Origin of the sequence: Tsukamurella pseudospumae, assembly GCF_001575205.1 — a bacterium.
In the GTDB taxonomy this organism is placed as follows: Bacteria; Actinomycetota; Actinomycetes; order Mycobacteriales; family Mycobacteriaceae; genus Tsukamurella; species Tsukamurella pseudospumae.
Genome location: NZ_LSRE01000050.1, coordinates 36669 through 49841, shown reverse-complemented (window position 1 = coordinate 49841; position 13173 = coordinate 36669). Strand labels below are relative to the sequence as shown.

Genomic DNA, 13173 nt, shown 5'->3' with positions numbered 1-13173 from the left:
CCGCGTCGGTGGCGGAACTTGTCGGTGGGGGTCACTACCCTGAGAGGACACGACTTCAGGGGGTGAGAGATGCGGTTCCTGCACACGGCCGATTGGCAGCTGGGGATGACGCGGCACTTCCTCGACGCGGATGCGCAGGCCCGGTTCACCGATGCCCGGTTGGACGCGATCTCCCGGCTCGGGGCGGTCGCGGCGGAGCAGGAGGCGGAGTTCGTCGTCGTGTGCGGTGACGTCTTCGAGGACAACCGCCTCGCGCCCGCCGTCATCGCCCGCAGCCTGGACCGGATCGCCGGCATCGGCTGCCCGGTCTACCTGCTGCCCGGTAACCACGATCCGCTCGACGCGGCGTCGATCTACACCTCCGAGGTGTTCGCGCGGCACCGTCCGGCCAACGTGATCGTGCTGGACGCGCCGGGCGTGCACGAGGTGCGCCCGGGCGTCGAACTGCTCGCGGCGCCGTGGTTCTCCAAGCACCCGGCGGGGGATCCGCTCACGGAGGCGGTCGCCGCGGTCGCGCCGCCCGCCGCGGGCGTGATCCGCATCGCCGTCGGCCACGGCGGCACGCTCCCGGTCGGCGCGCAGGATCAGCGGCTCATCGACGTGGCCGCGCTGTCCGGCCGAATCGCCGCGGGAGAGCTGCGGTACGTGGCGCTGGGGGATCGGCACTCGGTCACCGAAGTGGCGCAGGACATCTGGTACTCCGGCGCCCCCGAGGTCACCAACTTCGACCACAAGGAGACGGGGTCCGGCTCGGTCCTCGTCGTGGACGTCCCGGAGTCGGGCGGCGCGACGGTGACCCCGGTCCGGGTCGGCACGTGGCGCTTCGCGTCGCGGGAGTTCCCGCTGTCCTCGGAGCGCGACGTCGCCGCGGCTGTCGGCTCCTTGTCTGCGTTGCCGGACAAGGACCGCACCGTGGTCAAGGTGGGGTTCACGGGCACCGTCGGGCTGTCGGCGAAGGCCGAGCTGGATGCGGAGATCGAGGCCCTGCGGGCGAGGTTCGCCGCGGTCGAGCTGTGGGAGCGCAAGACGGATCTCGCGGTGCTGCCGGGGGAATCGGAGCTGGAGTCGCTCGAGCTCACGGGCCCGGCCGCCGATGCGGCGGAGGAGCTGCTGGGCGTCGCTCGCAGCGGCGGTGACCGCGCGGCCGATGCCTCGGGCGCGCTCGCCCTGCTCTACCGCCTCACCCGCCAGGAGGTCGGCGCATGAGGCTGCACCGCCTGGCCATCAAGGACTTCCGCGGCGTCGCGGAGCGGGAGATCTCCTTCGCCGATACGGGCGTCACGCTCCTGCACGGCCCCAACGAGGCCGGCAAGTCCTCGATGGTCGAGGCGTTGCAGCTCCTGCTCGACGTCAAGGCCACCTCGAAGTCGCAGCGCGTGGAGGCCGTGTGCCCCGCTCATCGCGACGCGGGGCCGTTCGTCGAGGCGGAGCTCACCGTCGGGCCGTACCGGTTCGTCTACGCCAAGCAGTACCACCGGCGCCCCGGCACCGTGCTGACGGTGCTCGAGCCGGCGCCGCAGCAACTCACGGGCGGCAGCGCGGAGTCCTGGGTGGCGGAGCAGATGCGCACGTACGTCGACGGCGACCTGCTCAAAGCGCTGACGGTGCTGCAGGGCCCCGGCCCGGGCCAGCCCTCGCTGCGCGACAGCGCCGCGTTCGCGAAGGCGCTCGACGCGGCGTCCGGCGGCGCGGGAGACGATGAGCCGGGCGCCGAGCGCCTGGCCGAGGCCGTCGCCGCCGAGCGGGCGCGCTACTTCACGCCCACCGGCCGCCCCACCAACGAGCTGTCGGCCGCGCGCGCCCGGGAGGCCGCGGCGCGTGCGGCCCTCGATGCCGCCCGGGCCGCGCTGCTCGAGGTCGACCGGGTCGCGGACCAGCACGTCCTCGCCTCCGCACGTCTGTCCGCCCTGGTGGACCGACGGTCCGCCGCCGCCGCGGCGCTGCAGGCGGTCGGCGCCGATCAGGAGCGGATCACCCGCCTGCAGTCGCAGGTCGCCCAGTCCCGCGCCGTGCTCGAATCCGCCACGCTGCGGGAGCAGCACGCGGGTGAGGCCGCGAATCGCCGCCGCCGGCTCGTGGAGCAGCAGGCCCTCGCCACGGAGCGTGCTGCGCAGGTGCGCGTGCTGCGCGACCGGGCGCTCGCGGACCGCGAGGTCCTCACCGCCGAGGCGTCGTGGTTGGAGACCACGGTGCACGAACTGTCGGCGGTCGCCGCGGACCGGCGGGAGCGGAAGGCGCAGGCGCAGTACGCCGTCGACTACGCCAGGGAATCCGTGGGCTACCAGCGGCTCGGCAAGCGGATCGAGCAGGCGCAGCTGCTGGGCAAGGACGTCGAGGATGCGCGGAACCGGCTGGCGCTGAACCCGATCGACCGCCGCGCCCTGCAGACCATCGCCGTCGCGGAGCAGCGCCACGAGAAGGCGCAGGCCCGGTTCTCCGCGCTCGCGGCCACGCTGCAGCTGGAGCGGTTGGGATTCTCCGATGTCCTCGTGGACGGCCGGAACATCGGCGAGGAGCCGGTGGAGGTCGTCGCCGGCAACGGCATGGTCATCGAGGTGCCCGGCGCGGTCCGGATCGAGGTGGTCCAGCGCGGCGAGAGCGCCGACGCGGCGGCGGAGGTCAAGGCGGCGCACGGCGCTCTGCTGGCGGCGTGCCGCGACGCCGGCGCCGCGAGCGTCGAGGAGGCCCGGGAGCTGCACGAGCTGCGCGAGGCGATCGAGATCGAGCTGCAGGAGGCGCGGATCGCGCTGGCGCACGCCCTCGGCGAGCACACCCTCGACGAGCTGCGGCGGCTCGCGGAGGAGTCGGCCGAGCGGATCGTCGCGCTGGAGGCGGCGGTCGATCCGGAGCTGCTCGCCGTGGATCCCGAGTGTGCCAAGGCCAACCTCATGGAGGCCACGCAGGCCGAGGTGTCCTCGCGGGGCGAGGAGAAGCAGACCCGCGAGCAGTTGGGGCAGAAGCACCAGGAGCTGCACCGCGCCACGACCGATGCGCAGGTCGCGGCGGATCGGCTGCAGCACTTCGACAGCCGGGCCTCCGAGCTGACGGCCGAGTTGGAACGGGCGCGCGCCGAGGCGGCCGACGATGCGCTGGGTATCGCCGCGGATGCCGCCGTCGCGGCCCGGGAGTCGGCTGCGACGGAGGCCGCCGCGCATGATCGTGCTGCCCAGGAGGCCGATGTCGCGGGCTTCGCCGCCCGGCTCGGCGCGGCTCGCGCGCAGGCCGAGCAGGCGCAGGCGGCGGAGGCTGCGGCCCGCGACGAGCTGTCCGCGCTGAACGGCCAGCTGCAGCTGTTCCAGGCCGACGGCCGTCGCGACCGGCTCGACGCGGCCGCGGCCGAGCACGTCCACGCCGAGCGGGCCCTCACCTCGGTCGAGGAGCGTGCGCGGGCGGCGGCGCTGCTGCACGACACGCTCACCGCGCACCGCGACGCCCGCCGCGCCCGGGTGCAGGCGCCGTATCAGCGGGCGCTCGAGGGCCTGGGCCGCACCGTCTTCGGTGATCCGCTCACCATCACCGTCGGCGACGACCTCACGATCGCCTCGCGCACCGTGGACGGGGTCACAGTGCCCTTCGAGTCCCTGTCGGGCGGTGCACAGGAGCAGCTCGGCGTGCTCAGCAGGCTGGCGTGCGCCCGTCTGGTCGACGGTGCCGACGGCGCCCCCGTCATCTTCGACGACGCCCTCGGCCACAGCGACCCGACCCGCCTCGGCGCGATGGCCGACGCCCTCGTCGAGGCCGGCCGCGGCGCCCAGGTGATCGTCTTCAGTTGCGTCCCCGGCCGGTTCGACGCCCTCCGCGGCCGCGACGGCGTCACCGAAGTGGCACTCGGGGGCGCCTGATCGTTGACCGGATCGCGTCGGCGATCGGGCATGCACACCGCGAACCGACAGAATCACTGCCGACACTGCGGCTGCGATCAGACCTGTTCGCGCAGCTTGAACTTGAGCACCTTGCCCGCGGGATTGCGGGGTAGGGCGTCCACGACGTGCAGGGCCAGGGGCAGCTTGTACGGCGCGAGGGAGTCCTTGGCGAACTCGCGGACCTCCTCGAGCGTCAGCGTGGCCTCGGGCTTGAGAGCGACGACCGCGACGACCGCTTCGCCCCACTTCTCATGCGGCGCACCGATGATCGCGACCTCGGCGATCGACGGGTGCCGGTAGAGCACGGATTCGACCTCGGCGGGGTAGACGTTCTCGCCGCCGGAGATCACCATGTCCTTCACGCGGTCCACGACGGTGACGTAGCCGTCCGCGTCCTGCTCGCCGACATCGCCCGTGTGGAACCAGCCGTCGGCGTCGATCGCGGCGCTGGTCGCCGCCGGGTTCTGCCAGTAGCCCGGCGTCACCTGCGGCCCGCGCACGCAGACCTCGCCGCGCTCGCCGTCGGGGACGGGCGCACCGTCGGGCCCGAGGAGCGCGACCTCGGAGAGGGGAAGGATGTGGTGGCCGGCAGCGCCGATCTTGCGGGCGGTGTCGTAGACGTCCATGACCAGGGCGAGCGGCGCGGTCTCGGTGAGCCCGTAGCCCTGGCAGAACGGGATGTTCCGGCCGTTGTACAGCGCGATGAGCGGCTCCGGGACGGGCGCACCGCCGCAGATGAACTGGCGGACGGTGCTGAGGTCGGTCGTCTCGAAGCTCGGCACCTGGCTCATGAACAGGAACATCGCGGGGACGCCGAACATGCTGGTGACGCGATGCTTCTCGATGAGGGCGAGTGCCGCGGTGGGGTCGAAGGCGGGCAGAATCACGAGCTGCCCGCCCTTCTGCAGGGTGATCAGGGTGGTCACGTTCAGGCCGCCGATGTGGAAGAGCGGAGCCGCTACGAGGCTGATGTCCGCCGACACGGTGTCCAGGCTCAGCAGCGCGTTCATGTTGTTCCAGAACATGTTCCCGTGCGTGAGCATCGCGCCCTTGGGACGCCCCGTGGTGCCGGAGGTGTACATGATCAGCGCGAGATCGTCCTCCCCGGGCGACTGCGGCTCGGCGATGGGCGCGCGCCCCGCGAGCAACCCGTCGAGCTGCTCCCAGCCCTCCACGGCCTCGAGCGCGATCGCCCGCGTCAGCCCGGACGACGCCCGGACCGGCTCCACGACCGCCGCGCGGTCGGCGTCGGCGATCAGCGTGTGGACGCCCGCGTCCGTGAGGATGTACTCCAGCTCAGCTGAGGTGAGGCGGAAGTTCAGCGGCACGAACACCGCGCCCGCGCGGGACGCGGCGAACATCGTGGTGAGGAAGTCGGGGTGGTTGAAGCCCACGTAGCCGACGCGATCGCCGGTCCCGACGCCTCCCGCCACGAGCTCCGCCGCCAGCCGGTCGACGCGGTCGGCGAACTCCCGGTAGCTCCACGTCGCGTCGCCGTAGGTGATCGCGGGGCGGTCCCCGCTCACCGCGGCGCGCCGCGCGATCCAGGATCCGAGGTCGACAGCGGGACGTGCGGGCATGGTGCCTCCTTGCGGGCGGGGACGACGGCGTTGTACGCACGTGCATCGTGACCGGCCCCGCGCAGGCCCGGGGGCGATTCGCCGGATTCTCAGGTCCGACGGTGCGCCGCCCGCCGGCGGGCAGCGCTATCGGTTCTCGGCGCGGGACTTCAGGGCGGAGAGGCCCTTCTCGAAGTCCTTGCCGGCGAACTTGTCCATCGGCACGATCCTGCCGATGAGCGAGAACAGCCCGGTGGTCACGCCGGTCATGGTCCAGGTGACGCGCACACCGTCGCCCGTGGGGACGATGTCGAAGCGCACGTGGTTGTTCGCGGCCATCGGTTTGCGGAACTCGAGGTCGACGTCCACGGACCGCCCGGGCTCCGTCGCCGAGATGGACATCCGGCCCTCGCCCGCCTTGCGGTTCCCGCGCCACTCGTACGCGGCGCCCGGGCCCTCGGGCGGGCCGCTGTACTCGCGGTGCAGCTGGGGGTCGAGGCCCTCCCAGGGTGACCAGTGCCGCCACTCGTGGAAATCGTCGATGAGGCCGAAGACGGTGTCGGCGGGCGCGGCGATCTCGATGGATCGGGCCACGGTGAAGGCGGTCATGGCGGTCATGGCGGTCATGGCGGTCAGCGTACGACCTCGACGCCGCCCGAGCGCGGCGAGCGAGCGTGGCGAGCGAGCGCCGACCGGCGAAGCCGTCATTACACTCGCGTGCATGACTGCTGCACCCGACACGACATCCGGCCTTCCCGCGTCGGGCCTCACCGCCGCGCAGGTCGCCGAGCGGGTGCGCGACGGCCGGGTCAACGCCCTGCCGAACCGGTCGGGCCGGAGCGCGTGGGACATCGTCCGCGCCAACGTGTTCACCCGCATCAACGCCATGCTCGGTGTGCTGTTCCTGCTGGTGCTGTTCACGGGCTCGCTGATCAACGGGCTGTTCGGCCTGCTCATCGTGTTCAACTCCGGCATCGGCATCATCCAGGAGCTGCGCGCGAAGAAGACCCTGGACTCGCTGGCCATCGTCGGGCAGGCCCACCCGGTGGTGCGGCGCGACGGTGCCGCCATCGAGGTCGCGCAGTCCGAGGTCGTGCTCGACGACGTGATCGAGATCGGCCCCGGCGACCAGATCGTCGTCGACGGCGAAACGATCGAGTTCGAGGCCCTCGAGGTCGACGAGTCGTTGCTCACGGGCGAGGCGGACCCCGTCGACAAGCAATTCGGCGACGAGATCTTCTCCGGCAGCTTCGTGGTCTCGGGCTCGGGCGCCTACCGGGCGACGAAGGTCGGCGCCGACGCCTACGCCGCGCAGCTCGCGGACGAGGCCAGCAAGTTCACCCTCGTCAACTCCGAGCTCCGGTCGGGCATCGACAAGATCCTGCAGGTGATCACCTGGCTGCTGATCCCGGCCGGCATCCTCACCGTGTTCAACCAGCTGGTCATCTCCAAGCAGGAGCTCAACCAGGCGATCCTCGGCATGGTCGCGGCCCTGGTGCCGATGGTCCCCGAGGGCCTCGTCCTCATGACCTCGATCGCGTTCGCGGTGGGCGTCGTGCGCCTCGGCCAGCGCAAGTGCCTGGTGCAGGAGCTGCCCGCGATCGAGGGCTTGGCCCGCGTCAACGTGGTCTGCGCCGACAAGACCGGCACCCTCACCGAGAACGGCATGCGCCTCTCGGAGCTCGACGTCCTCGACGGCGACCGCGCCGACATCGAGCGCGCCCTCGCCGCGATCGCCCACCTGGACCCCCGCCCGAACGCCAGCGTCCAGGCGATCGGCGAGGCGTACCCGGACGCGCCGGGCTGGCGCGCCGCCGCCGTCGCGCCCTTCAGCTCCGCCAAGAAGTGGTCCGGCATTTCCCTCGCGGACGGCGATGCGCCGCAGGGCAACTGGATCCTCGGTGCCGCGGACGTCCTCCTCGATCCGGAGTCCGACGGTGCCCGCCGCGCCACGGAGCTCGGGTCGACGGGGCTGCGGGTGCTGCTGGTGGCCTCGACCGATGTGCCCGTGGATACGGAGGTGGACGGGCTCGAAGCGCCGGGGAACCTGGTGCCCCGTGCGCTGATCGCGCTGGAGCAGCGGGTGCGGCCCGATGCGCAGGGCACGATCGACTACTTCGACTCGCAGGGTGTGGCCGTCAAGGTGATCTCCGGCGACAACGCGGTCTCCGTCGGTGCGGTGGCGCACTCGCTGGGGCTCGGTTCGGCGGACTCGTCCGTGGATGCCCGGAAGTTGCCCGCAGACAACGACGAGCTGGCGCAGGTGGTCACCGATAACGTGACCTTCGGCCGGGTGCGCCCCGACCAGAAGCGGGCCATGGTCACGGCGCTGCAGTCCCGCGGCGACACCGTTGCAATGACCGGCGACGGCGTCAACGACGTGCTCGCGCTCAAGGACGCCGACATCGGCGTCGCGATGGGTTCCGGTAGTTCCGCCGCGCGGTCGGTCGCGCAGATCGTGCTGCTGGACAACAAGTTCGCCACCCTCCCGTACGTCGTCGGGGAGGGGCGCCGGGTGATCGGCAACATCGAGCGCGTCGCGAACCTGTTCCTCACCAAGACCGTGTACGCGGTGTTGCTCGCGTGGCTCGTGGGCCTGGCGGGCCTGGGCGCCAAGATCTTCGGCTTCGCGCCCATCTCGTACCCGTTCCAGCCGATCCACGTGACGATCGCCGCGTGGTTCACCATCGGTATCCCCGCCTTCGTGATGTCCTTGGCGCCCAACAACGAGCGCGCCCAGACCGGCTTCGTCTCCCGCGTACTGAAGTTGGCGGCACCGTCGGGCATCGCGGTCGGCCTGGCGACCTTCCTGTGCTACCTCGTGGTGAACCCGGGCGGCTCCGGGGCCTCGATCGGTGCGAAGGCCGCCACGCTGAGCCCGGAGCAGATCAAGGCGTCGACGGCGGCGCTGATCACGCTGCTCGTCGGGTCGTTGTGGGTGCTGGGGATCGTGGCGCGGCCGTACACGTGGTGGAAGGTGCTGCTCGTCGGCGTGTCCGTGGCCTTCTACGTGGTGCTGTTCTCGATCCCGCTGGCACAGGAGAAGTTCTTCCTCGACATCAGCGACCCCGAGATGGTGGGCATCGGCTTCGCCTTCGGCGGGGTGGCGATCGTGCTGGTCGAGGTGCTCCGTCGGCTCGCGCCGCGGATCTTCCACAGCTACGCGAAGAAGCGCTGAACGGTTCGGTTCCTCGGGTCCGGACCATGCAGGGCTGTCATCGCGCGGGCAGCGGCGTTCCCCACCAGTGGATGTCGTTCTCGTCCCCGACGAGGTGATCGCGGACGGTCCCGAGGGGTTCGCCGATGCAGAACGCAGCGGCGTCTCGGCCGACGGTGGCCGGATCGTCGGGGGAGCCGTACAGCGGTGAGATCGTCGCCTCCGTGGCGAAGCCCAGTGTGAGGGGCACGCTCCACCAGCGGTACACGACGTAGAACAATTCACCCCGGGAACCCGCGTCGATCACGCCGACGGACCACTCCTCGGTGATCCGGCCGTCCCGGAGCGCTTGGAGGCATGCGAGCAGCGCCGTCTCCGCAGGTGTACCCGGAGCGCGGTAGCTCTCGATCAGCGCGCGGTGGTGCGTGGTGAACCTGCGTTGCGTCTCCGAGTACACGGCGGCGGCTTCGGCGTCGCCGAAGAAGTCCTCGTCGTGATCGCCCCGGATCACTGCGGCACCCCGTCGTCCCGTACGCGCAGCGTCGTACCGCCGGGACTCCTTCCGGTGCTATCGGCATTCACATGTTCATGATCACACGATCACTGCGGCCTGGTCGTTGACGGGTTGTTAGGTAGACCTAATTTCGATACGGTCGGAACATGGACAAGCTCGCACCGTCGCCGCTGGATCCGCTCGCCGCCGCCGTGGCCGACCGGCTGCACGCGCAGAGCAAGAAGCAGCTCGTCGCGAACGTGCCGGCGATCGCGGGGCGCATGGCGGTCTCGCTGCTGCGGGATCGGACCGCGGACTTCACCCAGGGCGAGGAGGGGAAGCGGTTCGTCGCCGACAAGCTCGTCGCGATCGCACCGGCGAAGGCGGCGCTGATCCACATGCTGTGCCGCTCGATCGGTGCGACGCGGATCGTGGAGGCGGGCACGTCCTTCGGGGTGTCGACGATCTACCTGGCAGCCGCGGTCCGTGACAACCTCGCCGAGCGCGATGACGGCGGTGAAGGGCTCGTCATCGGTACCGAGCACGAGCCGGCGAAGGTGCAGCGCGCACTGCGGAATCTGCGCGAGGCCGGCGTCGAGGAGTTCGTCGAGATCCGCGAGGGCGACCTGCGCGAGACCCTCGTCGATCTGACCGGGCCGATCGACTTCATGCTCGTCGACATCTGGGTGCCGATGGCGCTGCCCGCGCTGCGTCTCGTGACGCCGCACCTCCGACCCGGCGCTCTCGTGGTGTGCGACAACGTGGTCGGGGCTGCAAAGGAGTACCGCGAGTACCTCGAGTTCGTTCGCGACCCCGACGGCCCGTTCACCTCCGTCACCGTGCCAGGCAACGGCGGCATGGAGATCTCCAGGAAACGATAGCGGCGCTACTCCCGGGGACCGCTGAAATGTCGCTCCCTGCGGCGGGGCCCCGGCGTGCCGCGGGGTCGGCGCCGCAGGGAGCGACATCTCAGCGCCCGTGCCCGCTACCGGGCACCGCGACTACTCGAAACGTCGACGCAGGGAGCTCGTGTCACCGAGGGGCAGCTCGGGCGGGGTGGTCCAGAACGCGGAGGCGAGGTCGTAGCCGTCGTGGACCAGGGCCGCTCGGTCGGGCCACCGTTCCGCGGTCCACGCGGGTTCGTTGTGCATCGAGTCGATGCCCGCGCGCACGCCGCCCTCCAGCTCGAAGTGCAGATCCCGTGCAGCTGCTCGGGCCTCCGCAGCGCCGACGGGCATCGCGGTCGCGACGTCGATGAGGTGCAGCGCTGCGTCCCGGACTCGCCGTTCGGTCCAGGCGAACGTCCGACGGTGGGCGTTCGGCGCTAGTAGGTACATCACCACGAGCGCCACGATCACGCCGACGACGGTCTCGAGCAGGCGATCCCGCATCACCGGACCCGCAGAACCGGTGACGGCGCCGGCGCCGCTCGCCATCAGCGCGACGGGCGTGATCACGACGACCGCGGCGGCGTAGTTCCGGACGATGAGCATCTCAATACTGAACTGCAGCACGCCGATCACCGCGATGAGCGCGTACCCCTGCGGCGACAGCGCGTGCAGGCCCGCGAACAGCATCAGGCCGACGGCGGTCCCCAGGAACCGGTGCAGTGCCCGCACGGTTCCTCGGACGCGGTCGAACCCGGTCTGCAACACCACGAGTGCGCCGATCGCCGCCCAGTGCGGTCGATCGAAACCGAGTGCGATGCTCACCGCGCCCGCTGCGACGCAGGCGATCCCGACGCGAGTGGCGGTGATCGTCGCGTGCGAGCAGCGGTTCAGTGAACGGCGCAGCCGGTGCCCGACCGCCGGTCGCAGCCGCGACGTGGTGATCTGCCGCGTGGGATCGACCTCGGCGTCGGGGGAGTCGTCCGAGTCGGCGGCGAAGCGGCGATTGGCCTCCCGCAACGCGATCAGCAGGTCCGCGTCGGCGGGGCGGGATGCCGAGCGGGCGTCGTCGAGAGTGGTCCAGGCGGCGAGGAGTGCGGCGCCCGCGGCGTGCCGTTGCTCCGCGGATCGCGGACCGTCCGGCGCGAGAAGGCCGTTCACGGCACCGATCGCGCGGCCGACCGCCTCGCGCTGCGGGCGGGACGAGTCGACGGTGGCGCCCGCCATGGACACGACGACCGCCGAGACGGCGCCGCATGCGGCCGCGAACACGAGCATCCCGGGTGATGCGCCCGACTCCACCGCGATCAGCCCGCCGGAGCCGACGAGGGCGAAGAACAGCGCGCCGGGCGGCCCGAGGCGCAGCGCGTCGACGACGTACACGGCGAGCACCGCGGGCGCCGCGACCAGGAGCACCGCGCCGATCTTGAGCGCCGTCCCGCCCGCCGGCACCGCGGCGCCGATCAGCGCGCCGATGACGACCGCGAGCAGCAACGCCGCACCCGCCGTGGCGACCACCTGCGCCCGGATCCGGTACGGCCGTCCCTCGCCGTAGAGCACAGCGAACGCCCCGAAGGTCACGAACAGTGCCGCGTGCGCCTGTCCCGCCGCGACCATCGCGGCGCCCGGGATCACGACCGCCGCCGCGGCCCGCAGCCCCGCCTGCCATCGCCAGACGGGCGCACCGTCGGCGAAGACGAGCGAGCGCACGCGCGCGACGCGGGGCAGGGGATCGGGAACCGGTTCGCTCACCTACCCATTCCACCACCGAGGTGTCGCCCCGTCAGGAGACCCCGGTCGGAGGACCACCCTCCACCGGCCGGATCCGGGTGCCGGATGTCCGATAGGTCCTGTCGTACTCCGCATTCCAGCGCGCCCAGTCCAGGTAGGGGGTTGCACCGAGTTTGCGCCGGTACCGGCGGTACTGCCCCCGTGCGGTGCGGAGCGAGTTGCGGGACTCGCGCGCAGCGCGCCGAGCCTCGTACCGCGCGTCCCACTCCTGTCGCTCCGTGAGCGGGCGCGGTGGGTCCTCGAAGATCTGTCGGTTCAGCACGTGCGGTCCACGCGATGGGGGTGGTTCATTGCGAGTGTCCGGCTGCCGGCTGCGGTACTCATCGACGTCGTCACAGCAGCCTGACGCCGTCGAATCCCGGCATGGCCGCGAAGGTTCGTATCAGCTCGGCGATCGGGACCGCGAGCGATCCGGTGCCCGCTGAGATCCCGACGAGGCGCCCCTTGGTGCTGAAGACGGATGCGCCCGAACGTCCGAACGGCGAGGAGAATCCGTCGAGCAGAAGGAGTCCGCGTGCATCGATCGATACGCGGAATGTCTCGCCGGTGTTGTGGACACCCACGTCGTCACCGGACCGGACCACGGCGGGCGGGCTCATCAACATGAAGCCGGCGCCGTCGTCGAGGCGCACCGCCACCGCCGACCAGGCACCGTCCTTCCCCGTGACGGTGGCTGCGACGGTTCCGAGCGTGTCCTCCTTGTGATCCACGTCCTGGATCCGGGTTCCGACCGGCGCCGCGCAGTCCTTGCCCACGACGGCGTAGCGGACCTGATCAGCGCCATTTCCTCGCGCGAGGATGGCGCCGAGCTGGCACATCGCCGCTGAACCCGCGGGCTGGACGATCATTCCGTAGGTCGCCGTCGTGAGGCGGGTGAGGCCAGGAGGGAGCGAGGCGGCGGGAGAGGATGACGGCGGCGACGGCAGCAGCGTCGGCCCGTACGTCACCGGCCCCTCGTCGCCGGCCGCACATCCCGAGGCCGCAGCGATGGCTACGAGCCCGGCTGCCAGCCATCGCGGCGCGGTATTCATGATGGGAAAGATAACATCATTATTGGTGCTGACTGCTGTTATCGTTCCCGAGCATGACCGATCTGCACGCGCTGGCGCTGGCCAGATCCATCCGATCCGCGGCCTGGATCGTCGGCACCTGCATGATTCTGCTGGGGCTGATGATCTGGCAACCGTGGGCGGACGTGAAGGAGAAGGACGTCACGCGAGGTAACGGCGGCTACACATCGAAATGCTTGGTGTACAAGGACACATTCGCTTGCTGATATGAGGCAGAAGAGAGAGTGCCCCCGGCAGGATTCGAACCTGCGGCCTTTCGCTCCGGAGGCGAACGCTCTATCCCCTGAGCTACGGGGGCGCAGGGCGTAGCAAGGTTAGCGCATAGGGCGGGCCCGGCGGAAACCGGGCGGTCA

Annotated in this window: 10 protein-coding genes and 1 tRNA gene; 5 read left to right on the top strand and 6 right to left on the bottom strand. The window is 71.2% G+C overall.

What is annotated here, in order from left to right; all coding sequences use genetic code 11:
- Window positions 1-69: 69 nt before the first annotated feature.
- The gene (locus AXK61_RS21050) at window positions 70-1206 is read left to right on the top strand and encodes a metallophosphoesterase family protein (RefSeq protein WP_068575178.1); all 1137 of its coding nucleotides are present in this window, start codon (window positions 70-72) and stop codon (window positions 1204-1206) included.
- Entirely contained in the window at window positions 1203-3842 is a 2640-nt protein-coding gene (locus tag AXK61_RS21045) for an AAA family ATPase (protein ID WP_068575179.1), read from the top strand. Before AXK61_RS21050 ends, AXK61_RS21045 begins: the two co-directional genes overlap by 4 nt.
- 77 nt (window positions 3843-3919) lie before the next feature.
- Here AXK61_RS21045 and AXK61_RS21040 read toward each other — a convergent pair whose 3' ends face one another.
- Both AXK61_RS21040 and AXK61_RS21035 read right to left on the bottom strand, forming a co-directional pair.
- On the bottom strand, window positions 3920-5443 hold the full coding sequence (locus tag AXK61_RS21040) for an acyl-CoA synthetase (protein ID WP_068575180.1): 1524 nt from the start codon (window positions 5441-5443) through the stop codon (window positions 3920-3922).
- A 126-nt stretch (window positions 5444-5569) separates the two neighbouring features.
- A complete protein-coding gene (locus tag AXK61_RS21035; protein WP_231855632.1) occupies window positions 5570-6049 on the bottom strand; it encodes an SRPBCC family protein in 480 nt (159 codons plus the stop codon).
- A 94-nt stretch (window positions 6050-6143) separates the two neighbouring features.
- On the opposite strand from AXK61_RS21035, the gene AXK61_RS21030 reads away from it, so the two are divergent.
- A complete protein-coding gene (locus AXK61_RS21030) occupies window positions 6144-8600 on the top strand; it encodes an HAD-IC family P-type ATPase (RefSeq protein WP_068575353.1) in 2457 nt (818 codons plus the stop codon).
- Between the two features lie 37 nt (window positions 8601-8637).
- On the opposite strand, the gene AXK61_RS21025 is transcribed toward AXK61_RS21030, so the two are convergent.
- Entirely contained in the window at window positions 8638-9090 is a 453-nt protein-coding gene (locus AXK61_RS21025; RefSeq protein ID WP_068575182.1) for a hypothetical protein, read from the bottom strand.
- 149 nt (window positions 9091-9239) lie between these two features.
- On the opposite strand from AXK61_RS21025, the gene AXK61_RS21020 reads away from it, so the two are divergent.
- Window positions 9240-9953, top strand: coding sequence for an O-methyltransferase (locus tag AXK61_RS21020; RefSeq protein ID WP_068575183.1), 714 nt, complete (start codon window positions 9240-9242; stop codon window positions 9951-9953).
- 120 nt (window positions 9954-10073) lie between these two features.
- On the opposite strand, the gene AXK61_RS21015 is transcribed toward AXK61_RS21020, so the two are convergent.
- Window positions 10074-11711 carry an FUSC family protein gene (locus AXK61_RS21015; RefSeq protein WP_068575184.1) on the bottom strand — a complete coding sequence of 546 codons (1638 nt, stop codon included), beginning with the start codon at window positions 11709-11711 and terminating at the stop codon, window positions 10074-10076.
- A gap of 371 nt (window positions 11712-12082) precedes the next feature.
- Window positions 12083-12781, bottom strand: coding sequence for a hypothetical protein (locus tag AXK61_RS21005; protein ID WP_139058125.1), 699 nt, complete (start codon window positions 12779-12781; stop codon window positions 12083-12085).
- 53 nt (window positions 12782-12834) lie between these two features.
- Between AXK61_RS21005 and AXK61_RS21000 the strand changes: the two genes are divergently transcribed.
- A complete protein-coding gene (locus AXK61_RS21000) occupies window positions 12835-13026 on the top strand; it encodes a hypothetical protein (RefSeq protein WP_068575187.1) in 192 nt (63 codons plus the stop codon).
- 19 nt (window positions 13027-13045) lie between these two features.
- Here the strand turns inward: AXK61_RS21000 and AXK61_RS20995 are convergent.
- Window positions 13046-13118: transfer RNA gene (locus AXK61_RS20995), tRNA-Arg, on the bottom strand.
- Window positions 13119-13173 lie beyond the last annotated feature (55 nt).

What these genes read in the sequence shown, in the direction of transcription:
- AXK61_RS21050 (WP_068575178.1), top strand. Translation starts at nt 70, where the DNA reads ATGCGGTTCCTGCACACGGCCGATTGGCAGCTGGGGATGACGCGGCAC.
- AXK61_RS21045 (WP_068575179.1), top strand. Translation starts at nt 1,203, where the DNA reads ATGAGGCTGCACCGCCTGGCCATCAAGGACTTCCGCGGCGTCGCGGAG.
- AXK61_RS21040 (WP_068575180.1), bottom strand. Translation starts at nt 5,443, where the DNA reads ATGCCCGCACGTCCCGCTGTCGACCTCGGATCCTGGATCGCGCGGCGC.
- AXK61_RS21035 (WP_231855632.1), bottom strand. Translation starts at nt 6,049, where the DNA reads ATGACCGCCATGACCGCCATGACCGCCTTCACCGTGGCCCGATCCATC.
- AXK61_RS21030 (WP_068575353.1), top strand. Translation starts at nt 6,144, where the DNA reads ATGACTGCTGCACCCGACACGACATCCGGCCTTCCCGCGTCGGGCCTC.
- AXK61_RS21020 (WP_068575183.1), top strand. Translation starts at nt 9,240, where the DNA reads ATGGACAAGCTCGCACCGTCGCCGCTGGATCCGCTCGCCGCCGCCGTG.
- AXK61_RS21005 (WP_139058125.1), bottom strand. Translation starts at nt 12,781, where the DNA reads ATGAATACCGCGCCGCGATGGCTGGCAGCCGGGCTCGTAGCCATCGCT.
- AXK61_RS21000 (WP_068575187.1), top strand. Translation starts at nt 12,835, where the DNA reads ATGACCGATCTGCACGCGCTGGCGCTGGCCAGATCCATCCGATCCGCG.